This is a genomic window from Planococcus halocryophilus (assembly GCF_022489025.1).
Lineage (GTDB): Bacteria > Bacillota > Bacilli > Bacillales_A > Planococcaceae > Planococcus > Planococcus halocryophilus_A.
The window spans coordinates 59,798-85,472 of record NZ_JAKVTG010000007.1; the positions used below are offsets into that span (position 1 = coordinate 59,798).

General features: G+C 42.7%; 21 protein-coding genes. 17 read left to right on the plus strand and 4 right to left on the minus strand.

Annotated elements, in window-relative coordinates; genetic code table 11:
• Positions 1 to 455 precede the first annotated feature (455 nt).
• Positions 456 to 1,595: a peptide-methionine (S)-S-oxide reductase MsrA gene (gene msrA, locus MLE13_RS10075; protein ID WP_240749584.1), complete on the minus strand. Its 1,140-nt coding sequence runs from the start codon at positions 1,593 to 1,595 to the stop codon at positions 456 to 458.
• Between the two features lie 222 nt (positions 1,596 to 1,817).
• Here msrA and MLE13_RS10080 point away from each other — a divergent pair, with 222 nt between their 5' ends.
• Complete coding sequence (locus MLE13_RS10080; protein WP_240749585.1) at positions 1,818 to 2,825, plus strand: LLM class flavin-dependent oxidoreductase; 1,008 nt, start codon at positions 1,818 to 1,820, stop codon at positions 2,823 to 2,825.
• A 56-nt stretch (positions 2,826 to 2,881) separates the two neighbouring features.
• The gene (locus tag MLE13_RS17995; RefSeq protein ID WP_276323892.1) at positions 2,882 to 3,007 is read left to right on the plus strand and encodes a hypothetical protein; all 126 of its coding nucleotides are present in this window, start codon (positions 2,882 to 2,884) and stop codon (positions 3,005 to 3,007) included.
• Positions 3,008 to 3,165: 158 nt separating this feature from the next.
• Here MLE13_RS17995 and MLE13_RS10085 read toward each other — a convergent pair whose 3' ends face one another.
• The gene (locus tag MLE13_RS10085) at positions 3,166 to 4,194 is read right to left on the minus strand and encodes an NADP-dependent oxidoreductase (RefSeq protein WP_240749586.1); all 1,029 of its coding nucleotides are present in this window, start codon (positions 4,192 to 4,194) and stop codon (positions 3,166 to 3,168) included.
• Positions 4,195 to 4,375: 181 nt separating this feature from the next.
• On the opposite strand from MLE13_RS10085, the gene MLE13_RS10090 reads away from it, so the two are divergent.
• Positions 4,376 to 5,500, plus strand: coding sequence for an NADH-dependent flavin oxidoreductase (locus tag MLE13_RS10090; protein ID WP_240749587.1), 1,125 nt, complete (start codon positions 4,376 to 4,378; stop codon positions 5,498 to 5,500).
• Between the two features lie 68 nt (positions 5,501 to 5,568).
• Here MLE13_RS10090 and MLE13_RS10095 read toward each other — a convergent pair whose 3' ends face one another.
• Positions 5,569 to 6,897 carry a TrkH family potassium uptake protein gene (locus MLE13_RS10095; RefSeq protein WP_240749588.1) on the minus strand — a complete coding sequence of 443 codons (1,329 nt, stop codon included), beginning with the start codon at positions 6,895 to 6,897 and terminating at the stop codon, positions 5,569 to 5,571.
• Between the two features lie 274 nt (positions 6,898 to 7,171).
• Between MLE13_RS10095 and MLE13_RS10100 the strand changes: the two genes are divergently transcribed.
• The 13 genes from MLE13_RS10100 (at position 7,172) to MLE13_RS10160 (ending at position 23,392) form a co-directional block, all read left to right on the plus strand.
• The gene (locus MLE13_RS10100; RefSeq protein ID WP_240749589.1) at positions 7,172 to 8,020 is read left to right on the plus strand and encodes a MurR/RpiR family transcriptional regulator; all 849 of its coding nucleotides are present in this window, start codon (positions 7,172 to 7,174) and stop codon (positions 8,018 to 8,020) included.
• 131 nt (positions 8,021 to 8,151) lie between these two features.
• Positions 8,152 to 9,036, plus strand: a complete 885-nt coding sequence (murQ, locus tag MLE13_RS10105; RefSeq protein ID WP_240749590.1) for an N-acetylmuramic acid 6-phosphate etherase — start codon at positions 8,152 to 8,154, stop codon at positions 9,034 to 9,036.
• A gap of 24 nt (positions 9,037 to 9,060) precedes the next feature.
• Positions 9,061 to 10,440, plus strand: coding sequence for a PTS transporter subunit EIIC (locus tag MLE13_RS10110; RefSeq protein WP_240749591.1), 1,380 nt, complete (start codon positions 9,061 to 9,063; stop codon positions 10,438 to 10,440).
• Positions 10,441 to 10,501: 61 nt separating this feature from the next.
• On the plus strand, positions 10,502 to 11,554 hold the full coding sequence (locus tag MLE13_RS10115; RefSeq protein ID WP_240749592.1) for a DUF871 domain-containing protein: 1,053 nt from the start codon (positions 10,502 to 10,504) through the stop codon (positions 11,552 to 11,554).
• A gap of 507 nt (positions 11,555 to 12,061) precedes the next feature.
• The gene (locus MLE13_RS10120; protein ID WP_240749593.1) at positions 12,062 to 13,696 is read left to right on the plus strand and encodes a serine hydrolase domain-containing protein; all 1,635 of its coding nucleotides are present in this window, start codon (positions 12,062 to 12,064) and stop codon (positions 13,694 to 13,696) included.
• Positions 13,697 to 13,711: 15 nt separating this feature from the next.
• Positions 13,712 to 15,817, plus strand: coding sequence for a glycoside hydrolase family 3 protein (locus tag MLE13_RS10125; protein ID WP_240749594.1), 2,106 nt, complete (start codon positions 13,712 to 13,714; stop codon positions 15,815 to 15,817).
• An 18-nt stretch (positions 15,818 to 15,835) separates the two neighbouring features.
• Positions 15,836 to 17,089, plus strand: a complete 1,254-nt coding sequence (locus MLE13_RS10130) for an exo-beta-N-acetylmuramidase NamZ family protein (protein ID WP_240749595.1) — start codon at positions 15,836 to 15,838, stop codon at positions 17,087 to 17,089.
• Positions 17,090 to 17,729: 640 nt separating this feature from the next.
• Positions 17,730 to 19,640: an N-acetylglucosamine-specific PTS transporter subunit IIBC gene (gene nagE, locus MLE13_RS10135; RefSeq protein ID WP_240749596.1), complete on the plus strand. Its 1,911-nt coding sequence runs from the start codon at positions 17,730 to 17,732 to the stop codon at positions 19,638 to 19,640.
• 64 nt (positions 19,641 to 19,704) lie between these two features.
• Positions 19,705 to 20,874 (plus strand): N-acetylglucosamine-6-phosphate deacetylase, encoded by a 1,170-nt coding sequence (nagA, locus tag MLE13_RS10140; RefSeq protein WP_240749597.1) that lies wholly within the window; start codon positions 19,705 to 19,707, stop codon positions 20,872 to 20,874.
• Entirely contained in the window at positions 20,871 to 21,611 is a 741-nt protein-coding gene (gene nagB, locus MLE13_RS10145; RefSeq protein ID WP_240749598.1) for a glucosamine-6-phosphate deaminase, read from the plus strand. The genes nagA and nagB overlap by 4 nt, the downstream gene beginning before the upstream one ends.
• Before the next feature lie 5 nt (positions 21,612 to 21,616).
• A complete protein-coding gene (locus MLE13_RS10150) occupies positions 21,617 to 22,339 on the plus strand; it encodes a GntR family transcriptional regulator (RefSeq protein ID WP_240749599.1) in 723 nt (240 codons plus the stop codon).
• Between the two features lie 19 nt (positions 22,340 to 22,358).
• On the plus strand, positions 22,359 to 22,628 hold the full coding sequence (locus MLE13_RS10155; protein WP_276323893.1) for a phosphocarrier protein HPr: 270 nt from the start codon (positions 22,359 to 22,361) through the stop codon (positions 22,626 to 22,628).
• A gap of 29 nt (positions 22,629 to 22,657) precedes the next feature.
• Positions 22,658 to 23,392: an SIS domain-containing protein gene (locus MLE13_RS10160; protein ID WP_240749600.1), complete on the plus strand. Its 735-nt coding sequence runs from the start codon at positions 22,658 to 22,660 to the stop codon at positions 23,390 to 23,392.
• Positions 23,393 to 23,979: 587 nt separating this feature from the next.
• Here MLE13_RS10160 and MLE13_RS10165 read toward each other — a convergent pair.
• Positions 23,980 to 24,573, minus strand: a complete 594-nt coding sequence (locus tag MLE13_RS10165) for a YdhK family protein (RefSeq protein ID WP_240749601.1) — start codon at positions 24,571 to 24,573, stop codon at positions 23,980 to 23,982.
• A gap of 133 nt (positions 24,574 to 24,706) precedes the next feature.
• On the opposite strand from MLE13_RS10165, the gene MLE13_RS10170 reads away from it, so the two are divergent.
• On the plus strand, positions 24,707 to 25,645 hold the full coding sequence (locus tag MLE13_RS10170) for a F510_1955 family glycosylhydrolase (protein ID WP_240749602.1): 939 nt from the start codon (positions 24,707 to 24,709) through the stop codon (positions 25,643 to 25,645).
• Positions 25,646 to 25,675: the final 30 nt, after the last annotated feature.

Genomic DNA, 25,675 nt, shown 5'->3' on the forward strand with positions numbered 1-25,675 from the left:
AGTGGCGCACTTTGCCACACAGCTGGGTTGGCTTATGACCCAAAGAGCTGGGCGCTGGAGCCTGGACAAAGAAAAGCGGAAGCAGCCGTGTAGATTCGATGGGCATAAGACGCACTGGCGAAGCGGCGTTCTTTGCCGCACAGCCAGAGTGGCTTATGACCCAAAGAGCTGGGCGCTGGAGTCTAGACAAAGAAAAGCAGAAGCGTCCGTGTAGCTCTGCCGGGCATAAGACAGACCAGCGAAGTGGCGCACTTTGCCACACAGCTGGGTTGGCTTATGACCCAAAGAGCTGGGCGCTGGAGCCTGGACAAAGAAAAGCGGAAGCGGCAGAGGCTGTGCCCGCGGAAAGCGTCCGCCTGTAGCGAATTATTCACCTCGAAAACAACGAAAATCCCGAACACCATTTAATAGATGGTGTTCGGGATTTTGTGTTTTCATTTATTAATGACAGGCAATTAATTTACTTTATCCAACAGGAAGCCATAGCCTTGTGCTTCCATTTCTGCTTGAGGCACAAACAGCAACGCCGCACCGTTCATGCAAAAACGCAAGCCACCTTTGTCTGCGGGTCCGTCGTTAAAGACATGCCCTATGTGATTATCTCCGGCACGACTTCTAATTTCGGTTCGTTTCATGAAGAACAAGCCGTCATCGTGTTCAGTCACTACGTCGGGATCAATCGGCTTTGTGAAACTCGGCCATCCGGTTGTAGAATCGTATTTGTCGGCAGAAGAGAAAAGCGGTTCTCCTGTTGTGATGTCGACGTAAATTCCTGGTTCATAAAAACCATCATATTCACTTGAAAATGCTCGTTCTGTATCATCTTCTTGAGTGACGGCATATTGAATATCGGTTAATGTTGCTTTTAGTTCGTCGTCACTTGGTTTCGGATAAAGCGCTGGGTCGATTAACGACTGCGCGTCTTCACCTATTTTTTGATCTTCCAACGTATCAAATTCGACGTGGCAGTAGCCATCAGGATTTTTTTCGAGATAATCTTGGTGGTATTCTTCAGCTAAATAATAATTATCTAGCAATTCAACTTCGGTAACGATGGGGTCATCATAGCGATCTTCTTGGGCCGTCACCACTTTATCGATCACAGCAAGATCATCTTCATTTTCATAATAAATGCCTGTTCGGTACTGTTCACCTCGGTCATTGCCTTGTTGATTTAACAGCGTTGGGTCAATGATGAGGAAGTAATGATCAAGCAATCCTTCTAAATCCACGCGTTCAGGATCGTAACGGACATGGACCGTTTCAGCGTGTCCGGTGTTTTCACGAATAACTTCTTCGTAAGTAGGATTTTCGGTATTGCCATTCGCGTAACCCGATGTCACATCGTAAACGCCGTAAACTCGTGCCATATAAGCTTCGACGCCCCAGAAACAGCCGCCAGCTAAGTAGATATCTTGTAGTTTATCTGTATCGAACTCGAGGTCTGTGTTTGGATTGTCTGGAAATTTGGACGTGCTTGTCTTTGTTGCTTGCCCCGAATCAGCGCTGCTCGACTCCGAGACACTTGAGCTTTCACAACCTGAAAGCAGCAATAGCAATAAAATTACAAAGCCTGCAAATGTCAGTGTTTTCATATCAAAGCTCCTGCCTTTCTTGGTGGAGTGATTTCGTAACGGTTCTTAATCTTAAGTTTAAGCTACTAGCCAATAAAAGCGGTACTGAGGCGATTCGAAAAAAACTGATAATTTAAAGTGTTTGTCACAAAATGGATTTATTCAGTATCGGCAAGACTGTAGAGTAGAAGGGGATTTGATTGGCGTGCTAAGATTTAGTCATTGTGGAAAGGAGGCGGGCAAATGGTTGTGTTGAACGTCTTGGATTATTCACCAATTGATGAAGGACAGACTGCGTCGGTGGCGCTTGAACAAACTACTGAGCTTGCGCAGCTAGCAGAAACGCTTGGCTTTAAGCGATTTTGGGTAGCTGAGCATCATAAAGTCGAATCGGTCGCAGGCAGTACGCCGGAAATGTTGATGATGCATTTAGCAACTTCTACTAGAACCATTCGCATCGGATCGGGTGGTGTCATGTTGCCTCATTACAGTGCGTATAAAGTAGCAGAGAATTTCCGTATGCTTGAAGCGTTGCACCCGGGCCGCATTGATCTTGGCATTGGTCGTTCACGAAGTTATCGCAACGTTAACGAAGCGTTAAATGAAAGCAAAACAAAACGGTTGCCGTACGATCAACAAGTAACGGACCTTCAAAAATATTTCTCCGATGATACGAAGAGTGAGCATCGCTTTCAATCGTTAGTGGCGATGCCGATTATAAATACAGCACCCGAAATGTGGCTGCTCGGTACCGGACTTGGCAGTGCGAAATTGGCAGCTGAAAAAGGCATGAGTTATGCGTATGCACATTTTGCGAAGCCTTTAGGACAATCAGTCGATGTCGTGAAAGCGTATCGTGCGGAATTTCAGCCATCGGTATTTTTACAAGAACCAACAGTGATTCTAGCTGTTTTTGCAGTGGTTGCTGAAACGGAGGAAAAAGCTGAGGAGTTAGCAACTGCGTTTGATTTGTGGTTGTTGTTTATTGAATCGGATTCACCACCACCTTATTATCCCTCGGCGGAAACAGCTCGGAAGCGAGGCTTTAGTGCAAGTGAACAAGAAAAAGTGGATCGCAATCGTCAGCGCATGTTAATCGGAACTGCGGAGCAAGTAAAAGAGCAAATTGAAGATCTTGCTGAACGATTTGGAGCAGATGAAGTCACCGTAATTCCGAATATTTCGGGTGCCGCTAACCGCATGAACACACTGCGTTTATTGGCATTAGTATTTGATTTATCTGGAAAATGAAACCATTTGTGTCTTGCTGCGTATTATGTAAAAAAGCAGAAGGGTAGGCGTGGTAAATGGAAATCAAAACGAAGAGGAAAAATCGCGGGTGGATTTTTGATGTGATTGAATTTATATTAGAAGGCTTGGAGCTTTTATTTGTCTTGCCGCGCATGGTCTTTCGTTTTCTCAAAGATTTATAAGGGGTGTTGACGCTGGTGGACAGTATTTCTCGATTTTGGACAGTATTCGGCTCGATTTCGACAGTATTCTATCCAATTCGGACAGTATTTCATATAATCTCGACAGTATATCCATTAAATGGAAAAAAGCCGCCTAATTTAGGCGGCTTTTCTTCGTTTTATAGCTTGGCAAACTCAGGGTCTGCGACTTTTACTAATTGTTTACCGAGATTTGTACCTTTGAACAAGCCAAGGAACGCTTCCGGCGTATTTTCAAAGCCTTCGACAATCGTTTCGTCGTATTTCAATTTGCCTTCTTGTAGCCATTGCGTAAGTGCCGCAACGCCTGTTGGCAATTCTTTTGCGTAGTCGCCAAGCGTAAAGCCTTTCATCATTGTGCTGGTCCGAATAAATTGCCCTTGCATGCGTGGACCAAGGTCTCCCTCTTCATTGTTATAAGAAGAGATAGCACCGCATAATGAAATGCGTGCATGTTTGTTTAACTGGCTAATCACTGCGTCGGAAATATCGCCACCGACATTATCAAAGTACACGTCAACGCCGTCAGGAAGCGCGTTGATTAAGTCTTCTTTGAAGCTGTCTTTTTTATAATTCACCGCAGCGTCAAAACCGAGTTCATTGATCAAGTAATCGATTTTATCATCAGAACCGGCGATGCCAACAACGCGAGTCTCTTTGATTTTAGCGATTTGGCCTACAATCGAACCGACTGCACCGGCTGCGCCTGAAACGACAATTGTTTCTCCTGCTTGCGGGTTCGCGATATCAAGTAATCCGAAATAAGCAGTAAGTCCAGTCAATCCAAGAACACTCAAGTGTGCCGTAATAGATGCGGCAGTTGGGTCAATTTTTTGTAGCTTGCTGGCATTGGCTACATTGTACTCAGCCCAGCTCAGATTGCTGCTGACAATATCACCTTTTTCGAATAAATCCGAGCGCGATTCGACGACTTCAGCTAAAAGACCGCCAGTTAATGCTTGGTTTAATTCGAATGGTGGAATATAAGATTTTACATCTCTCATACGTCCACGCATATATGGATCTACTGATAGGTAAAGCGTTTTTAACAAAACTTCATTTTCAGCGGGTGTCGGAATTTCTTTTTCGACAAAATTAAAATCATCATTAGTTGGCATGCCTTCTGGGCGGTTCGCCAACTGAATTTCTTTATGTAATTGAGCTGTCATGAAAAATTCCTCCTTTAGATACGAATTCGAGAAAAGCGTACCACTTAGATAAAGAGTGGTCAAAAATAATGTACCGAAAAAACGAGGCGAGCGCGTATTCTTGATTCCTTAAAATCCATATGCTATTTTGAAATACCGATACCTTTCGGAAAAGATGAGAACGAAGAAAAGAGGAACTTCCATGAAGCCATTATATAAAGATTTATTTAACGAAATCACTTTGCCAAATGGCGTCGTGTTAAACGATCGTCTTGGTGTGGCACCGATGACGACTTATTCAGGAAATAAAGATGGCACGGTTTCCGATGAAGAGTTAAGCTATTACAACCGCCGCGCGGGTCTAGGCAGTTTATACGTTACGGCGTGCATCGCGGTTTCAGAAAATGGCATTGCGTTTCCAAATCAGTTTATTGGATTTGACGATAGTGCATTGCCACGCTTGAAACAGCTGGCAAAAGAAATGAAATCAAAAGGCAGTAAAGCTATACTGCAAATGCAACACGGCGGTCGACAAAGCAAGCCTGAATTGATTAAAGCAAACGAAACGGTAGCGCCAAGTGCTGTTCCAGGTGAAGCTGGCAAGCCAACTCCGCGCGAATTGACTGAAGCCGAAATTTACGCGATTATCGAAGATTTTGGTGAGACGACAAGAAGAGCGATTGATGCAGGATTTGACGGTGTTGAAATTCACGGTGCTAACACGTATTTGCTTCAGCAATTTGTTTCATCCGTGACAAACCAGCGTCAAGATCAATGGGGAGGCACGCTTGTAAATCGCATGAGATTCCCACTTGCTGTTATGAAAAAAGTTCAAGACACCGTTGCTAAATATGCGGATGAGCAATTTATCGTAGGTTACCGCCTATCGCCAGAAGAAAACAATGAAAAAACTACAGGTTATACAATTGAAGAAACGAAAATATTGGTGGAAGAATTAATCGATCGTGGCATTCATTATATTCATGTGTCGTTGTTCGAATTTAAGAAAACGCCAAAAGGCGCTGAACAAGGCGACAGCATCATTCGTATTTTAGCGGATCAAATTAAAGGCCGCGTGCCATTTGTAGCTGTTGGTAGTGTGAAAACACCAGAAGATGCTTTATCGGTCATCGCAGAAGGTGCCGATATAGTCGTGATGGGTCGCCAAGCATTGATCGATCCTGAGTGGACAGAAAAAATCAAACAAGGCAAAGAGCAGGAAATCAATCCCGTTATCAAGCAAAACATGGTAGGAACATTAGATATCCCACAAAACATGTGGCATTTGATTACATCGTACGGCATGGTTACAGTATCGGATAATTAATTTTTCATTTGTAAAAACGCTGATAAAAAGCGCAGTTCCGAAACATTCGGAACTGCGCTTTTTTGCGTTCATCCAGTAAATACTGGGTCATAAGGATATCGATAATTTTCTTTGCGCGGTTTCATTAAGATAAAGAACAAGGTCAATGGACCGATGCGGCCTGTAAACATGACTATGCTTAATAAAACTTCGCCAATACTAGTCATGTCTCCGCTAATGCCCATCGACAAGCCGACAGTTCCAAACGCTGAGACGACTTCAAATGCTAAAGGCAAGAACGGGATTTTTTCGGATACGGTTAATAGGAATAAGAATAAAACAACGAGCAAGACGCTAATCGTCGTGATGGCAAGTGAGCGAATGACGGTCTCTAGTCGAATAGAGCGGCCAAAGATTTCTGGTTCTCGCCGTGAGCGCAGAAAAGAAACGGTAGCTAGGATAACCACAATAAAAGTGGTCAGCTTAATGCCCGAAGCGGTTGACGCACTGCCGCCGCCAATAAACATCAACAGCATTGTGAACAACAAAGTCGGGTCTTCAAGTGCGCCGTAGTCCAGCATGTTGAATCCAGCAGTTCGTGGCGTCACGGCACTAAAATAAGACGTCACCAGTTTATCAAACAACGACATATTGCCGAGCGTTCCCGGATTATTGTATTCCAATAGGAAGAACACCAACATGGCTAAGCTATTTAAAATTAAGGTACCGCCTACCATTAACTTCGTGTGCAATGCCCACCGGCGAAATGATTTCTTTTGTGCAACATCCATAACGACTGTGAAACCAATTCCTCCGATAATGAACAAGGAAGAAATCAATATCGTCACCAGTGGATCGCCAGCAAAACTGATCATGTTGTCAGGGAATAAAGAAAATCCTGCGTTATTAAAAGCAGAGATAACATGAAAAATGCTGTAATTGAGTGCATCTTTAAAACCAAATTGCGGTATCCAGTAAATAGTCAAAAGGATGGTTGCAACAGCTTCTATCGTTAAAGCAAACGTCAAAATCAATTTGACGAGCTTGACGATGCCACCAATTGAGCTTTGTGTGAAGGATTCCTGCAGATAGATTCGACTTTGAAGACCAACTTTTTTGCGGAATAAAATAAGAATCGCGACCGCAAAAGTCATTAAGCCAATGCCGCCGCACTGAATGAGCACAAGAAGAACCAATTCTCCAAAAGCAGTAAGGACAGTCCCTGGATCAAAGACACTTAGTCCTGTCACCGTAGTAGCAGATGTAGCAGTAAACAAGGCATCAGTCCAAGAAATCGGCTGGGTAGTGGCGAACGGTAGCTTCAAAAGTAAAGTGCCCACTAAAATTAAAAACAAAAAGCTTCCGGATATCACCAATGGCGGAGAAACAGACATCCGCTTTTTTTTCCAGGACCGCATACTAGACACTTCCTCATACTATCGAAGTAAAATATGAGCCTACTCTATTCCTGTTTAATGAAACTGTCAACAAAATAATAGTTTCACCTCGATCATTATCCTTATACCTAAGGATGCTCCTTGTTTATAAAGGGATTTATTAAGTTCTGATGTGTAGAAAAATTTAAAATCACGTTCAATTCATACAAAAAATTCGTGTATGCTATATAAGTTGAACAAAAGAGTTTAAGATAATACATACAGCGCATACTAACAGAAATACAGGGGGTTAAAAATGACTTCTTTACGACAGAAAATCGAACAAGCCCTTTCGGAATTATCGGAAGCAGAGCGACGCATTGGAGAATACGTACTTGGGAATTCTGAAGCGGTTCCACATATGACGACAAAAGAACTTTCAAAAAAAGCAGCTGTGAGTGAAGCGACAATTATTCGCTTTTGTAAGTCTATCGGTATTGGAAGTTATAAATCTTTTAAGCTCGCTCTGATGAAAGACTTAAGCTTAACAGATACAAGTTTAACGGATTTTTCAGTGTTGAATAAAAAAGACTCACCATATGACCTTTTTCATAAAGTGATTCAGGTAAACAAGTCAGCAGTTGAATCATGTGCCGATTCACTAGATCGGAAAGAGTTAATGAAAGCAGTAGATGCAATACGCGATGCACGCAAAATTGTTTTTTTTGGCGTTGGCGGTTCTTCGACAGCGGCAATGGATGCGCAATATAAATTCACAAAACTTGGGTATCATTCAATTACTTCATTGGATTTTCATCATATGCTTTCTGTGATTCCACATTTGACAGAGAAAGATGTTTTCGTTGCGATTAGTACATCTGGAAAAACCAAAGACGTGCTAGAGCTTACTCGATTCGCCCAAAGAAAAGGTGCGACTGTTATTGCCATCACCACGCTTAGTAAATCTCCTTTATACAAAGAAGCGGACATTCACTTATGTACACCGAATGTTGAACAAGATTTTCGCATTGGTAGTCTTGCTTCTCGAATGACACAATTGACGGTGATTGATACCTTGTATTTGAGTATTTTTCATTATGTTGGAGAAAACGTATTGCAACAATATTATGATGCGCGCGGTGAAATGGAGCGTTTGAGAAGATAAGAGTCGAAAATCCGGCTCTTTTTTTTATACTTTATGAAATTTAAATTCATATTTTATTCAAAATATATTGACATTAAATTTCTTAAGGATAGAATGAAGACAAGAAATCAATGTAAAGAAGAGGTGAGCTGATGCTGGAGAATTTGTCCACAGAAAAACGTAACAATCACACCATGAAAATGGATGAAATGTCAGTACTAGAAATATTGAGAACGATGAACCAAGAAGACAAAAGCGTTCCGGGAATCATTGAAAAAGAATTAGCGAGCATTGAAGTGGCCGTAGAAAAGGTCATTCATTCCTTTAAGAAAAAAGGAAGATTGATTTATATTGGCGCTGGAACGAGCGGACGCTTAGGAATTTTGGATGCAGTTGAATGTGTTCCGACTTTTGGTGTTTCACCAGATCAAGTCGTTGGAATTATTGCAGGTGGTGCAGAAGCGATAAAGACAGCTATTGAAGGTGTGGAAGACAGTCGTCAATTCGGCAAGGACGATTTGGAAGCGATTTCTTTAACAAAAAACGATACGGTTGTTGGCATTGCTGCAAGTGGCCGAACGCCTTATGTTATTGGCGCACTTCAATATGCTAAACAAATTGGTGCAGAGACGGTTGCGGTTTCATGCAATACACAGTCGGAAATCAGTCGTTATGCCGATACGGCAATCGAAATCGAAACGGGTGCAGAAGTATTAACGGGTTCTACGCGTCTAAAAGCCGGAACTGCTCAAAAGCTCGTGCTAAATATGATTTCGACAGCAGCAATGATTGGCGTAGGGAAAGTTTATGGGAATTTGATGGTTGATGTCCAAGCCACGAACGCAAAACTTATTGAGCGATCAAAACGGATTATTATGGATGCAACGCAAGTCGATTATGAAACGGCAGAGCATTTTTATGAAAAAGCTGATGGTCATGTGAAGACAGCAATTGTCATGAGTTTACTAGATTGTACAAAAGAACAAGCAATTGAAAAACTAGAAATAGCAGGTGGATTTGTTCGCAAAGCTTTATAACATTTAGAGGAGCGGAGGGGTTGTATGAAAAAAGAACAGCAAATGGCGCAAGATATTCTCGAGAAAATTGGTGGCAAACAGAATATCAACCAAGTAGCACATTGCATGACGCGATTACGCTTATCGATTAAAGATGACAGCAAAGTAAATCTTAATGAACTCAAACGTGTAGACGGGGTAATGGGAGTTGTCGAAGACGATACACTTCAAATTGTTGTGGGTCCAGGGACAGTCAACAAAGTGGCCGCTGAAATAAGTAAGGAAACTGGACTGGCGATCGGTGAAATGGCCGACGTAAGTGAAGGGGATATGAGTTTCGAAGAAAAAGCCGTGATGAAAAAAGCGAAATTAAAAGAAAAAAACAAAACACCTTTCAAATTGTTTTTGCGTAGTGTGGGAAATATCTTTATTCCGTTGATTCCTGGGTTAGTAGCTTCAGGACTGATTAACGGAGCAGCTAACTTTGCAATAAATGGTGGTGCTGATAGAACGGAAACATGGATGCAGATTTTATTATTGCTCGGCAGCACGGTATTTGCCTACTTAGCGATTTTAGTTGGTTGGAACACAGCGAAAGAATTTGGAGGAACACCGGTACTTGGCGCGATTGCAGGAGGAATTTTGTTCAATCCATTGTTAGGCGATATTGTCATTTATGGAGAACCATTAATTGTCGGTAGAGGTGGATTGTTTGGAGTCATTTTTGCCGCTTGGTTAATGACGTTTGTTGAGAAAAATGTTCGTAAAGTGATGCACAGTTCAGTCGATATTTTATTTACACCACTCTTTACGCTATTAATCGTAGGATTCTTTTCTCTTTATGCGATTGTGCCAGTCGCAGGTGTTTTATCAGATGGCATCATGACCGTATTAACTTCTGTACTTGATGTTGGTGGCGCTGTAGCGGGTGCGGTTCTAGCGGGATTCTTCTTGCCACTTGTTATGCTTGGCTTGCATCATGGACTGACACCCATTCACTTAGAATTAATGAACACAGTAGGAGCGACAGCGTTACTGCCGATCTTGGCAATGGCTGGAGCGGGTCAAGTTGGTGCAACGATTGCAGTATTTGTTAAAACAAAAAATCAACGATTAAAGAACATTATTAAAGGCGCATTACCCGTAGGTTTTCTCGGTATCGGAGAACCATTGCTTTACGGTGTAACTTTACCGCTTGGTCGTCCGTTTATCACGGCTTGCATGGGAGCTGCCTTTGGTGGTGCCTTCCAAGCAGTCATGCACACAGCAGCTCTTGGAATCGGAGTATCCGGTATTTCATTGATTCCTTTAATAGCTGAAAGTAAATATGTTTGGTACTTTGTCGGATTGGTTGTTTCGTATATTTTTGGGTTCATCTTTACGTATTTGTTTGGATTCAAAGAAGAGATGGCAGAAGGTATCTAAAAAAAGGGAGAGAGATCTCCCTTTTTTTCTATGGAATGTATATTGAGGAGGAGCTAGCAAGATGCTTGGAATTTCGGTTTATTTGGGAGACGAGTCGTTTCAACAGTTACAGCCTTATATTGAACGAGTGAGTAAGATTGGATTTACCTCTATTTTTACTTCGCTACATATCCCGGAGGACAATCCACTCTTCTATAAAGAACGATTGCAGCAATTAGGAAGCTGGGCGCAGCAATTCGATATGGAATTAATAGCAGATATTGCACCGCAATCTTTGGCTCATCTTGGCTTTGATTGGGACAATGCAGAAGGTTTGTTGGACTGGGGTGTGACAGGTTTACGAATTGATTATGGAGTTGATGACAAAATAATTGCTGCATTGTCGCACAAGATGAAAATTGCATTAAACGCCAGCACATTAACAAAAGAGGGACTTGCTGCATTGGTGGAATCAGGGATGCAGAAAGAAACTGTAGAAATGTGGCATAATTTTTATCCGCGACCAGAAACCGGTTTAGATTCTATGGAGTTTGTAAAAACCAATCTTTGGTTGAAAAGCGAAGGCTTAACGGTAATGGCTTTTATCCCGGGAGATGGAATTTTCCGAGGCCCTTTGTACAAAGGGCTACCAACTTTAGAGGAACATCGAGGAATGTCTCCTTTTGCAGCTTATTTACATTTAAAAGGCAACGGGGCAGTAAATAAAGTGCTGGTTGGTGACATTACGCTCAGCGAGAAAAGCTTGCAACAATTTGAGATGTTTGGGCAAGGGATTATTTCACTGAGAGCAAAGAATTTCGTGCAGGTGGACGAGATGCCAGTTCAAACCAATCGTTGGGATGCTGCTCGGGATTGCATTCGGTCGGTGGAATCCCGTCAATATGGCTTAATCGGCACTCATCTACTGAAACCCGAAAACACCATTTTTCGAATTAAAGGAAGTATCACGGTGGATAATGAACGTTATGGTCGATATCGAGGCGAGCTGCAAATTGTTAAAAGAGACTTGCCGGCTGATGATAAAGTGAATGTGATTGGAAAAGTGATAGAGGAAGATCTATCGTTACTGGCATCCATTAAAGGCGGCGTTAAATTTCAAATTGAATGGATTTGAAGAAGAAATTAGCTATTCAAACTGTAGAGTAACTCGAAGTAGTCGAGTTAGCTGCAGTTTTTTTGTGGGGAATTTTGCTGAGTAGTGAGTGGGAGATGGATATGCGCGTTTGGCGTGGAATATGCGCGATGCGAGGGTGGATACGCGCGTTCCGGTGAGAATACGCACGATTGAGCGGAGCTTATGCGCGGTCCAGAAGAAATACGCGCGGAGGCGGAAATTACCCACGATGCTGAGAAAATATGTACTCTTTCTTTTGGAGACAAGAGATATAGAGAACATCTAATCACAAAGTGTTTGATTGCAATGAAATTAAATTTCTTTAAAATCGTTACTTTTTAATCAGTAAAATTTCATTCAAGTAAGTAATTGTAAATGGAGTTATAAATATAATATTCGGAATATATTGTAAATACAGCTCCATTGTTGGATAGGAACTTGGTAAAGCTTTCGGTACCCTTAAAGAATAAAGGCTGTGCATCATAAAAATGAATTTGGAGGGATAGCATGAAAAAAGGGTTAAGTCTCAAAGCAACAGTAGCAATTGTAGCAATTGTACTAGTACTACCTTTAAGTCATCCAACATCTACGGCAGCTACTTCAGTTAAGCAATGGGATTCACCAACCCCATTATCTTCAGTACTACATAAAGGATCTGCACAAAGTTCAGGACTAATCAAAGAACCGTTAGAGCAAATTGATGGACTGATGAATACAGCGGTAGAAAATGGTACGGCACCGGGCATCGTTACTTTTGCCACCAAAAGTGGACATATTGTTAAACACGACGCTTATGGCTATGCCGCTCTGTATAAAGATGACAAGCGAACAGAAATGGAAAACCCTGTCGCCATGACAAAAGAGACGATATTTGATATTGCGTCAATTAGCAAAATCTTTACAACTACAGCCGCAATGATTTTGTACGAAGATGGTTTTTTCCAGCTAGATGATCCAGTCAGCATGCATTTGACAGCGTTTGCAGAGAATGGCAAAGAAGACGTAACGATTCGACAGTTGATGACACATACTTCTGGATTTACTTCATGGGTGCCAATCTATCAGCAGCAAGGAGTACGCGAAGAACGAATTGACTATGTATTGAATTATCCTCTTAGCAATTCACCCGGAACTACGTATAAATACAGTGACCTTAATTTAATTACGTTAGGGGCGTTGGTTGAAAAGTTTTCAGGTATGCGTCTGGATGAATTTATTAGCAAAGAACTAACAGGTCCACTGGGTATGAAAGATACGATGTACAACCCACCGGCTTCACTAAAACATCGAATTGCGGCAACGGAATATCAGCCGGCCATTGGTCGAGGAATGGTGTGGGGGGAAGTTCATGATGAAAATGCATGGTCACTTGATGGCGTTGCGGGTCATGCCGGCGTGTTTTCCACGGCGCTAGACTTAGGCAAGCTGGCACATATGTTTTTGAATGACGGCAAATACGCAGGACAACAAATTTTGAAAAAAGAAACAGTCCGCATGCTAGAAACCAATCAAATTCCCGAATTTTCCGGATCTGACCACGGATTGGGTTGGGAATTAAACCAAGGCTGGTATATGGATGCATTATCCGATTCGACTTCATTTGGTCACACTGGTTATACCGGGACAAGCATTGTTATAAATCGTGCCAATCACACAACGGCTATTTTGTTAACAAATCGCGTGCACCCTACAAGAGCGACCGTATCAACGAATTTCATTCGTCGGGACTTCGCACGGAAAGTTGCCGCCGCCATTGCCATTCCTATAAAAAATCAAGAAAAAGCGTGGTTTGCAGGATATGGAGACACGCAAAATCGTCAAATGACGATTGCTGTAGAAGGGGCGTCTTCACTTCATTTTGAAGCATGGCATCGCATTGAACAAAATTCGGATTACGGCTATGTCGAAACATCAGCCGATGGTGAAAACTGGAGCGAACCGTTGCTTCAATTAACAGGGAATAGCGAACACTGGACAAATTATCAATTGAACTTGCCTGAAGAAACGCAGTTTGTTCGTTTTCGTTACGTCACGGATAATTCGGTTAATGGCCGCGGATTATACGTGAGAAATTTGGCTGCCGACAATGAAAAACTAGAACCTATGAAGAGTCACAATGAGTGGATCTTGCGCAAGTACTAATTAGGAGGCTGGAAAATGAACAACGTGAAAAAAATGTTATTATTGCCGATGTTAATCACCACATTGATCGTTTCTTCATTGTATGCAGGAGCAGATAAAGCAGCAGCAGAAAGTTTCGTTACAGATTTAGTCATTCTTCAAAACGTTCCTGAAGTTGAAGTGGGCACGGTTAACGATAGCCTTCAGCTTAAAGCATTGCATCTTGCGGATAAAGGACATTATCAGCTCACCACAACTAATCTAAACTGGCACTCTTCAAACAAAACTGTAGCGACAGTCGATTCAACTGGACTTGTTTCGGTAGCGGGCAAACCAGGAAAGACCGTTGTTCACGTTACTGATGGAAAGTACGCAGATAAAATTGCCATCCATGTAAAGCCGGATGCGAAAACTAAAGGAGAAAAAGGCAAACCAGCGCTTATCGTTTCTGTAATCAAAGAAAGTGGAGATCGCTACCAATTAATCGATCACGCAATCGAACAAATGACCATGGAAGAAAAAGTTGGCCAAATGTTAATGCCTGATTTCAGAAAATGGAATGGACAGAATGTCACTACTTTGTTGCCTGAAATCGAACAATTGGTGAAAAAATATCATCTAGGCGGCGTTATTTTATTCCGTGAAAACGTAGTAACTACGGAACAAACCACTAAATTGGTCAATGATTACCAACAGGCGGCTGAAAAGCATAACTTGTTAATGACGATTGACCAAGAAGGTGGAATTGTCACTCGTTTGCAGTCCGGTACCGACATGCCTGGCAATATGGCACTTGGTGCTACGCGTTCAACAGAGGTTACTCAAAATGTAGGACGAGCAATTGGAGAAGAATTATCAGCACTTGGCATCAATATGAACTTTGCTCCTTCATTTGATATTAATAACAATCCAGATAATCCCGTTATAGGCGTTCGTTCTTTCGGGGAAAAGCCAGAACTTGTTGCTGAGCTAGGAGTTGCTTATACAAAAGGGCTGCAACAAACAGGAACAGCTGCGACTGCCAAGCATTTTCCAGGGCATGGAGATACAGCGGTAGATTCACATCTTGGTTTGCCGTCTGTACCTTACGATTTGGAACGGTTGAAAGCTGTCGAATTGTACCCTTTCCAAAAAGCCATGGAAGCTAATATTGATGCCATCATGACCGCTCATGTAACATTCCCAAAAATTGACGATACTAAAGTCATTTCACAAAAAGATGGCACAGAAATCAATTTGCCAGCGACGCTTTCTTATAAAGTTTTGACAGAGTTAATGCGAGAAGATATGGGCTATGAAGGCGTTATTTTTACCGATGCACTTAATATGCAAGCGATTGCTGATCATTTTGGTCCAGTAGATGCGGTAATTCGTGCAGTAAACGCTGGAACTGATATTGTCCTAATGCCAGTTGGACTCGAGCAAGTGGCAACAGGTCTTTATGAAGCAGTTCGTTCAGGTGAAGTAACAGAAGAACGTATTGACGCATCTGCTAAACGCATTCTAAGTTTAAAAATGAAACGGAGTATTTTGAAAGAAGAATTACCCGTTTCATTAGAGGAGAAAACAGCAAATGCATTACAAGTAGTTGGCTCTGAAGAACATAAAAAAGTAGAAAAAGAAGCTGCTGAAAAATCCATTACTTTAGTAAAAAATGAAAGTGTACTGCCTTTATCACCAACTGCTGAAGAGTTACTAGTAGTAGTTGGTAATTCTTCTTCAACAGAATTATATGAAGAAATAAAATTAAAACACGATCGAACGGTTTGGATCGAATCCACAAAACCCTTAACAGAAAATCAGTTAGAAACGATTAATATAGCAAAAGCCGTAATTGTTGGAACTTCCACATCATCACTATCGCAACGTTCACCAGACAGCGATCAAATGAAATTAGTCAATCAAGTAATCGCTGAATCACAAGTACCCGTAGTTGGGGTAGCCATCCGAAATCCTTACGACATTATGGCATACCCTGAAATTGATGCCTATTTGACGCAATATAGTTTCCGTACGGCAAGCTATAAGGCAATGGCCGCGGCAATAATGGGTGAGTTAAACCCTACAGGTAAACTGCCGGTCACGATTCCAAATCTAACTGGAGAAATACTTTATGAGTATGGACATGGAGTAAATTATTAATCATAGGGGGGGAAAGTAATGAAAAAGTGGATAGCATTATTGACAACAATTTTATTAGTATTAACTTCTTTATCCATTGCGTTTGCGGACCATGACAATGGCAATGGGAAATCAAAAGACAATCGGAAAGCTCATAAAGATATCAAACTTGGCGTCGAAGTATTACTAGAAGAACAAAAAGAATTGATAAGCGGAAAAAATGTCGGGTTAATTACCAATCCGACAGGTGTTGATCAGGAACTAAACAGCATTGTCGATTTGTTAAACAACGATCCGGAAATTAATTTGACTGCATTATATGGACCAGAGCACGGTGTACGAGGAGATGCGCAGGCAGGGCAGTACGTTGATTATTATATTGATGAAGTAACCGGGTTACCTGTCTATAGTCTTTATGGAAAAACTCGTAAGCCATCGCCTGAAATGCTCGAAGGCATAGAAGTGTTAATCTTTGATATTCAAGATGTGGGAGCGCGATTCTATACGTATATTTATACTATGGCTTTAGCGATGGAAGCAGCACAAGAGCAAGGCATTCCATTTATCGTACTAGATCGACCTAACCCGCTTGGCGGCACAAAAGTAGAAGGGCCAGTCTTAGACCCAGCGTATGCTTCGTTTGTTGGTCAATACGCCATCCCTCTTCGTCACGGAATGACCGTTGGAGAACTTGCAGAATTTTTTAATGAAGAAATTGAAATTGGCGTAGACTTAACAGTTGTGAAAATGGAAGGATGGCAACGACAATCTTATTATGACGAAACGGGTCTGGAGTTCGTACCACCATCACCTAATATGCCGACACTCGATACCGCTTTGGTGTATCCAGGAACGGCATTGATCGAAGGAACAAATGCCTCAGAAGGACGTGGCACCACAAAGCCTTTCGAATATATAGGCGCACCTTTCATAAATAGTACGGAACTTGCACAAGAACTAAATGCGTTGCAACTACCAGGAGTTAGTTTCCGCGCAACTTCTTTTACGCCGGCGTTTTCTAAACATGTTGGAAAGTTATCGCATGGTGTCCAAGTTCATGTCACCGATCGAGAAGCTTATCTTCCAATAGAGACTGGACTGCACATAGTCAAAACTATTTATGATCTGTATCCAGATCAACTACAATTAACTTCATTCTTCAATAATTTGATAGGGAATGAATGGATCAGTAGCGGCATAAAAGAAGGAATGACCGTAGAAGAAATGAAAGAGCGTTGGCAAGGAGAGTTAAAAGAGTTTAAAAAAGTTAGAAGAAATTACTTATTGTATTAAACATTAAAGAAGCAGCGCAAAGGAGAGTAGATGTCCTTCAACGTTCTGCTTCTTTTTTGCTATTCGACGAGTAGTTCGTCAACAAGGAATAACTGAAAGCGAGTTATTGGCTGAAAAAATGATGAAATCCCCTGAATTTTTGTTGGGGATTTTAAGTAGAAGTTTGATATGCACGTTTGGCGTGGAATATGCGCGGTGCCGGGGAGGTTACGCGCGCTCCGGTGAGAATACGCACGGTTGAGCGGAGCTTATGCGCGGTCCAGAAGAAATACGCGCGGATGCGGAGGTTATGCACGTTCCAACGAGAATACGCACGGTGCGTGAGAAAATACGCACGTTTCGCCGAAAATACGCACGCTCCCCCAAAAATACGCGCGGCCCAAGAAATCTACCCCAAACCCCAATTACACAAAAAAGCACGGCAGAAAAACCTGCCGTGCGCTCAAAGCCAATCTTCAAGCACCCTCCAAAATTTGCTCGCTGCACGTGTCGATATGTAAAAAGGCCATAGATATTGGAATTTGTAAGCATTCATAAGAAAACGCTTACTTTATTTTAAAAAATTCTCAAATTGGTATAGACAACTATACCGATTGTGTTTATAGTGAAAATTAAGAATATATAAAAGGGGTGGAAATTTATGTTCAGTTTTCTACAAAAAATAGGGAAATCGTTAATGTTCCCGATCGCTACATTACCAGCCGCAGCGTTATTGCTACGTTTTGGACAAGATGACATGCTTGGCATTCCGTTTATGTCAGCTGCCGGAGCCGGAATTATCGATAATTTGGCAATCATTTTTGCGATTGGTATTGCCATGGGTCTCGCTCATGATGGGAACGGTGGAGCAGCTTTAGCGGGTGCTGTCGCTTATCTCGTCTTAACTTCAGCGATCGTAACGATTAACGATACGATTAATATGGGTGTTTTTGCCGGTATTTTATCCGGTATCGTTGGCGGTCTTTTATACAATAAATTCTATGATGTGAAATTCCCACAATGGCTTGCTTTCTTTGGAGGCAGACGATTTGTGCCGATTATTACCGCAGCAACGATGACCATTTTAGCTGGTGTTCTTGGATATGCATGGCCACCAATTCAAGAAGGAATTGATAGTGCAGGTGAGTGGATTTTAAATGCCGGAATGTTCGGAGTAGGCGCATACGGATTCTTAAACCGTTTGTTGATCCCAACCGGCTTGCACCACGTGATCAACACAGTTGTTTGGTTTGATTTTGGAACATTTACGGATGCATCTGGAGAAGTGGTACGTGGAGAGATTAACCGCTTCCTAAAAGGCGATCCAACAGCAGGGCCATTTTTATCTGGATTCTTCCCAATTATGATGTTCGGTTTACCAGCAGCATGTCTTGCGATGTATGCGGCTGCTAAAAAAGAACGTAAAGCCGTTGTTGGTGGGATGCTTTTCAGTATCGGATTCACTTCATTCTTAACAGGGATCACAGAACCAATTGAATTCACGTTCATGTTCTTGTCTCCTCTATTATATGTGATTCATGCTCTACTCACGGGTGTGTCAATGATGGTTTCTTATGCATTAGATATTCATCACGGTTTCGGTTTCTCTGCAGGAGCGATTGACTATGTGCTCAATTATGGTCTCGCAACAAATCCGTTATTGCTTCTTGTCGTTGGATTGGGTATAGGAATCATTTACTTTGTGATTTTCTACTTCTTGATTATCAAACTTGACTTGAAAACACCAGGTCGTGAAGATGAAGACGAAGATGGTGCAGAAAATGCAGGATCAGGCAATAAAGCAGTTGACGTTCGCGCATTCCATACAATTGAAGGGCTTGGCGGCGTTGATAATGTCGTTGCAGTCGATTATTGCACGACGCGTCTTCGTATGACAGTTAAAGATTCAGACCGTGTAAACGAGAAAGAATTAAAACGCCATGGTGCGATGGGCGTTATGAAAATAAATAAAACAAACGTTCAAGTTGTAATCGGAACGGCAGTAGAATTTTTAGCAGATGCGATGAAGCCACGTCTAGCGAATGGCAATCCCGCGCCTAGTGATTTATCAGTCATAGAAGAAGAAAAAACAAACGAAGCAGCGGCAGTTCAAGCAATTGCTGCTAAAGATTTTGAAATGCCAATTCAAGGGGACATCATTCCATTGTCTGAAGTGCCGGATGAAGTATTTGCAACAGGCATGATGGGGCAAGGATTTGCGATTATGCCAACTGGCAACACTCTTTACTCTCCAGTCGATGGTCGTGTTGTTAGTGTGTTCCCAACAAAACATGCCATTGGTATTCAAACAGATACAGGAGTTGACCTGTTAATCCATGTTGGTTTGGATACGGTCAAATTAAAAGGACAAGGCTTTGAAACATTAGTAGAACAAGACACATTCGTGCAACGCGGAGATGCTTTGTTGAAACTGGATCTGGAATTCTTAAAAGCAAATGCACCTTCGATTGCGACACCGGTAATTTTTACAAACTTAACAGAACAAAAAGTGACGATGATAAAAGACGGCTTCCAAGAACAAGGAACGGCTTCCATTCTGAAAGTCGAATAACTAGAGCCGAAAAACCAGGGACATCTACCAAGATTTTCCTGGTTTTTCGCAAGGAGTGGTCCAAATGAAGAATAGTTTATTGATTTCAGGCATCACCATTGCGGATGCTAACGAAGAAAGCTTTGTAGGAGATATCTTGATAGAAGATGGACAAATCACACGCGTTGCTGAAAATCTTGAGGTACAAGCAGATAGCTATATCGATGCAACCGGCAAAAATTGGACGGCGTTTCCAGGATTTATTGACATCCATATTCACGGAGCTGCTGGACATGATGTGATGGACGGTACACCCGAAGCATTGAACGGCTTAGCCGCTGCTTTGCCAAAAGAAGGCACGACAAGTTTTCTTGCGACGACGATGACGCAAACTGATGAAGCAATCTCAGTAGCGTTGCAAAACATTCAAGCGTTTAAAGCACAAGAAGGTCAGGCAGAAATGCTGGGTGTTCACTTAGAAGGTCCGTTTATTTCAGACAAACGAGCAGGCGCTCAACCCATTGAACACATTATCAATCCGTCTTTGCCGCTATTTAATAAATGGCAAAAGTTGAGCGGTGATCAAATTCGTGTCGTGACAATGGCTCCTGAAACAGTAACTGACTCAACGTTTATCCAAAGTTTAGCAAACGAGGGTGTGACTGTATCGATTGGACATTCAGACGCTACATTTGAAGAAGTGCAAAAGGCTGTGCGTAGCGGAGCAAAACATGTGACTCATCTTTACAATCAAATGAGCCCACTTCATCATCGCAATCCGGGCGTAGTAGGCGCCGCATTGTTAGAAGACGATTTATCAGTAGAAGTGATTGCCGATTTTATTCACAGTCATCCGTCTGCTGTTGAACTGGCTTTCCGACAAAAAGGGGCGGAACACGTCATCCTGATTACGGATGCGATGCGCGCGAAAGGTTTGTCAGCGGGTGTTTACGATTTGGGCGGACAAGATGTGCAAGTGACTGAAAAAGATGCACGACTTGCTGATGGCACATTAGCAGGCAGTATTTTGACGATGGAAAAGGCGATTCAAAATGTCCAGTCGATTACACATTGCAGTTTGAATGAGCTAGTGGCGATGACTTCTGCCAACGCAGCGGCCGCACTGGGACTTTCGAACAAAGGCAAGTTAAAAGCTGGCATGGACGCAGACGTAGCGATTGTCGACGATAGCTTTACTGTTCAACTGACGATTTGCAGAGGAACGATTGCTTATAAGAAGGAGAATCGAGTATGAAACTAATACGTGTCGAAAACTACGAAGAGATGAGCAGCAAGGCGGCAGAGTTAGTAGAGCAACAAATTTTAGAAAACGATCATTCGGTGCTCGGACTTGCAACGGGTTCGACACCGCTTGGCCTTTATGAAAACCTTATTCAAGGTGTCAAAGAACGCGGGATTTCGTATCAGAAAGTTCATACCGTAAACTTGGATGAATACCGAGGATTAGCAGGAACTCATCCAAACAGCTACCGCTATTTTATGAATAAAAAACTGTTCCGTCATATTGATATTGATTTAGAAAACACGCATATTCCTGATGGCAAAGCAAAATCAGTTGAAGCAGAATGCGCACGTTACGAAGCATTGATCCATGAAATCGGTCCACCCGATTTACAAATTCTCGGTATGGGGATGAACGGGCATATCGGCTTTAACGAGCCTGGCACGAAAGAGGAAAGTGTGACACATTGCGTATCGCTTGATCCATCAACACGAAACAGCAATGCCCGTTTTTTCAGTGACCGTGATGAAGTCCCTACACATGCGATTACGATGGGAATTGAGTCGATTTTAAAAAGCAAGCAAATTCTCGTTTTGGTTTCCGGGAAAAATAAAGCGCAGGCAGTCAAGCGTTTGTTGGCCGGGCGGGTTAGTGAAGAGTTTCCAGCGTCGTTTTTGTGGAAACACAATCGTGTTACACTAATTGTGGATAAGGAAGCATACAGCTTGGTAGCGGCAAACGAGGAGTGATTACAGTGCTGGACAAACAATCGCCAATTCCGATTTACATTCAAATAGAAGAACAGTTGAAAAAGCAAATTCAGCAAGGAGATTTTTTAGTGGGCACGGCGATTCCATCTGAACGTGAGTTGACCGAATCCTTCGGAGTCAGCCGGATGACGGTGCGCCAGTCGGTTACCAACTTGGTTAATGAAGGTTTGCTGTATCGAGAAAAAGGCCGTGGCACATTTGTTGCTTCTCCTAAAGTGGAGCAGCCATTAAATGGCTTGACGAGTTTTACAGAAGACATGCTAGCTCGCGGCATGGTACCGAGTAATAAAATCATCGGCTTTGAAATTTTAGAACCTGATGCTGATGTTTCAGCCGATTTGCAACTGGTTGACGGCGACAAAGTTTACTTTATCGAACGAATTCGTTTTGCCGATGACAAGACCATGGCCATCGAACGAACTTACTTGCCGGTTGACCGAGTCCCGAGCCTGCACCGAGATTTGCTACAAGGATCGCTGTATGCGATGATAGAAAACAATCAGCAGCTGAAAATCAGTCATGCCACCCAGCGGATGGAAGCTGGAATGGTCAAAAAAGAAGATGCCGAACTGCTACAAATCGATGTGCCAGCCGCTATCTTAATGATTGAACGCATCAGCTATTTGGATGGCGACTTGCCATTTGAATTGGTACGCAGTACGTACCGGGCAGATCGCTATAAATTCACAACCGAAATTAAACGTTAATCAAAAAGGAGAAATGGACATGATTGAAAAAAGTTATACTATTACAAGCGACGAAGGGCTTCACGCACGTCCGGCATCAAAATTAGTAGGCGCAGTATCACCATTTTCGGCTGAAGTAAAAATGCTTTATAAAGAAAAAGAAGTTAACTTAAAATCAATTATGGGCGTCATGTCACTTGGCGTTTCAAAAGGCAATACGGTTAAAATTACAGCTGACGGTAGCGATGAAGAATCATTAATGGCTAAAGTAGACGAAATGATTATCGCTGAAGGACTTGGGGAAGCATAAGTATCTATCTGATGTGGAGTTGAGTCACAATGTTAAAAAGCTATTTCAAGCAAGCGCATGAACGTCTAGACCTTGTAGAAAAAAATGAAACACAAGCAATGCTGTCCGCTGCTAAAAAAGTAGCAACTGCCATCCAATCGGGTGGAATCATTCAACTATTTGGTTGTGGACACTCACATATTTTGACCGAAGAAGTGTTTTACCGTGCTGGTGGCTTGGTGCCGATTAAGCCGATTTTCGTGGAACCGTTAATGTTGCACGAAGGCGCAGTTCAGTCATCTCAGCTCGAGCGTCAAAATGACTATGCAGCGAGTTTCTTGAAAGACCAGGATTTTCAAAAAGACGATGTGGTTTTTGTTATTTCAACATCTGGTCGCAATCCAGTGCCGGTAGACGTAGCTCTAGCAGCACGTGAAAAAGGCGCATTTGTGATTGGCATTACCTCGCTTGCTTATTCAAGCAGTCAGGCCTCTCGACATAGCACCGGCAAACATCTTTTCAATTCGGTAGATTTGGTAATCGACAATCATTCTGTTTCAGGAGATGCGGTCCTATCGTACGAAGGCGTTGATGTTCCATTCGGTCCGACATCAACAGTAGTCGGAGCCACAATCTTGAATGCGATTTTTGCAGAAGCGATTAAAGAAATGGCAGACGCTCGATTTGCGCCGCCGATATTTTTAAGTGGCAATATCGACGGGTCCGACGAACATAATCAAAACTTGATCGACACGTACAGTGAGCGAATTTCGTTGCTGTCTTAAGGGGTTAGGTTTAGCGCACGGCAGATTTTTCTGCCGTGCTTTTTTGTGTAATTGGGGGTTTAGGTTTTTGGGTAGGTTTTGTGGTGCGCGCGTATTTTCGCTGGAACGTGCGTAAGAATCGCGGGCCGCGTGTATTTTTTCGGGACCGCGCGTAAGCTCCGCCACACCGCGCGTAACACCCGAGCTCGCGCGTATTTTCGCTGGAACGCGCGTAAGAATCGCGGACCGCGCGTATTTTTTCGGGACCGCGCGTAAGCTCCGCCACATCGCGCGTAACACCCGAGCTCGCGCGTATTTTCGCTGGAACGCGCGTAAGAATCGCGGACCGCGCGTATTTTTTCAGGACCGCGCATAACCGTCGCGCAACCGCGCGTATTTTTCCATCACCGCGCGTAACTCCCGAGCTCGCGCGTATTTTCGCTGGAACGTGCGTAAGAATCGCGGACCGCGCGTATTTTTTCGGGACCGCGCATAACCATCGCACAACCGCGCGTATTTCCCCATCACCGCGCGTAACCCCCCAACGCACCACACAAAACATCCTCCCACAAAAAAATCCCCTGCAAACATGCAGGGGATTTCATCATTTATTCAGCAGATAACTCGCTTTCAGTTATCCATTTATGATTAACTACTTCTTCACCACTATCGGTAGTGGTAAAGTCGACCATATAAACCGTCGTTTCTTCTGCAGTATCGATCGTTGCATTGGCTCCGTCCATGCCTGCCATATGATCTGCAGCAATTACTGCTTCATCGCCAGCTGAAAGTGGCATGTCACCAGCATCTTCTAACTCTTCGTGAATGACCCATTTGTGATTTTCAACGGGTTCTCCACCTGTAGTTGGTGTAAAGCTCAATGCGTAAACCGTTGTGTCGTATGCGCCGACGATAGTCGCTTCAGCACCATCCATGCCTGGCATATGATCAGCATTGATTATCGCTTGGCTGCCAACTTCAAATGTTGGGCTATCCGACTCTGCCAATCCTTCAGGCACTTCAGCAGAACTAGAATGATCCATGTCACCGTGACCTGCATCATCATCTTTTTCTTCATTCATTTCAACGTGCGTATCCGGGTCTGCTGGGTTCATATCTTCTTCTTCTGTATCACTGCAAGCAGCTAATGTAATGGCTGTTAAAGTCGACATTGTGAGTAGCAAAAATTTCTTTTTAATCATCTAAATCCCTCTTTCATTTTGTTAGTAAGTGTACTTTACCCCCAAATTGTGCAATTGCTGTGCAGAATCTGCACCAAAACTCAAAACTTTTCCTGTACAATGAAACCTAAATAATGATCGGAGGATGAATAAAATGAAAGCAAGATGGATTTTAACTCCTATAATGACAGGATTACTGCTTGTCGGATGCGCACAAAGCGAAGAATCAACTACATCAAATAACGAAACCACCCCAAATTCGGAGGATTTTGAAGTAGCATTCGATGGTAGCATTGAGCATGTTCATGGCATGGGCTATATCGAAAATGAAGAAGGCTTATACTTGGCATCACATAATGGCTTACGAATTTACCGTGATGGACAGTGGTTAGAAGCAACTGAACACGCGAATGATTATATGGGATTTAACGCAGTAGCGGATGGATTTTATACATCTGGCCACCCAGGACCGGGTTCCATGATGCAAAATCCAATTGGAATCCAACGCAGTAAAGACGGAGGTCGTTCACTCGATCACATGGGCTTTGAAGGCGAAACAGATTTTCATCATATGGCGGTCGGTTATCGTAGCCATCACATGTTCGTCATGAACCCTCAAGAAAATTCTCAGATGGGCCCAGGGTATTTTCATAGTGAAAATGAAGGGCAAGAGTGGCAACAAGTAAGTGGATCGGGATTACCGAGCGAAGTGTCTGCTTTTGCGATGCATCCAAGTGATTCGCAATTAATTGCTGCAGCTTCAGCTGAGGGCGTTTTCTTATCAGAAGATGGCGGAGATAGCTTTTCGCCACTTACAAAAGATGGAATTTTCGGGACGGCTGTGTTTTTCAATGAAGATTCGCTGTATTTCGCAACGTATGGCACACAAGCAGAGCTGATCAACTATACGTTAGAAACGGGCAATGAGCAGTCAATTGAATTGCCGGACTTACCGGAAGATGGGATTTTATACATCGCTCAAAACCCGCTACAAAAAGAACAACTTACCATTTACACAGCAGCCGGTCACGCGTTTATTTTTGAAGACGATAACTGGAAGCAGATTTTAAATGCTGGACAAGTAGAGCAATAAAAAGAAATGCTGGATAACAGCGGAGGTTCT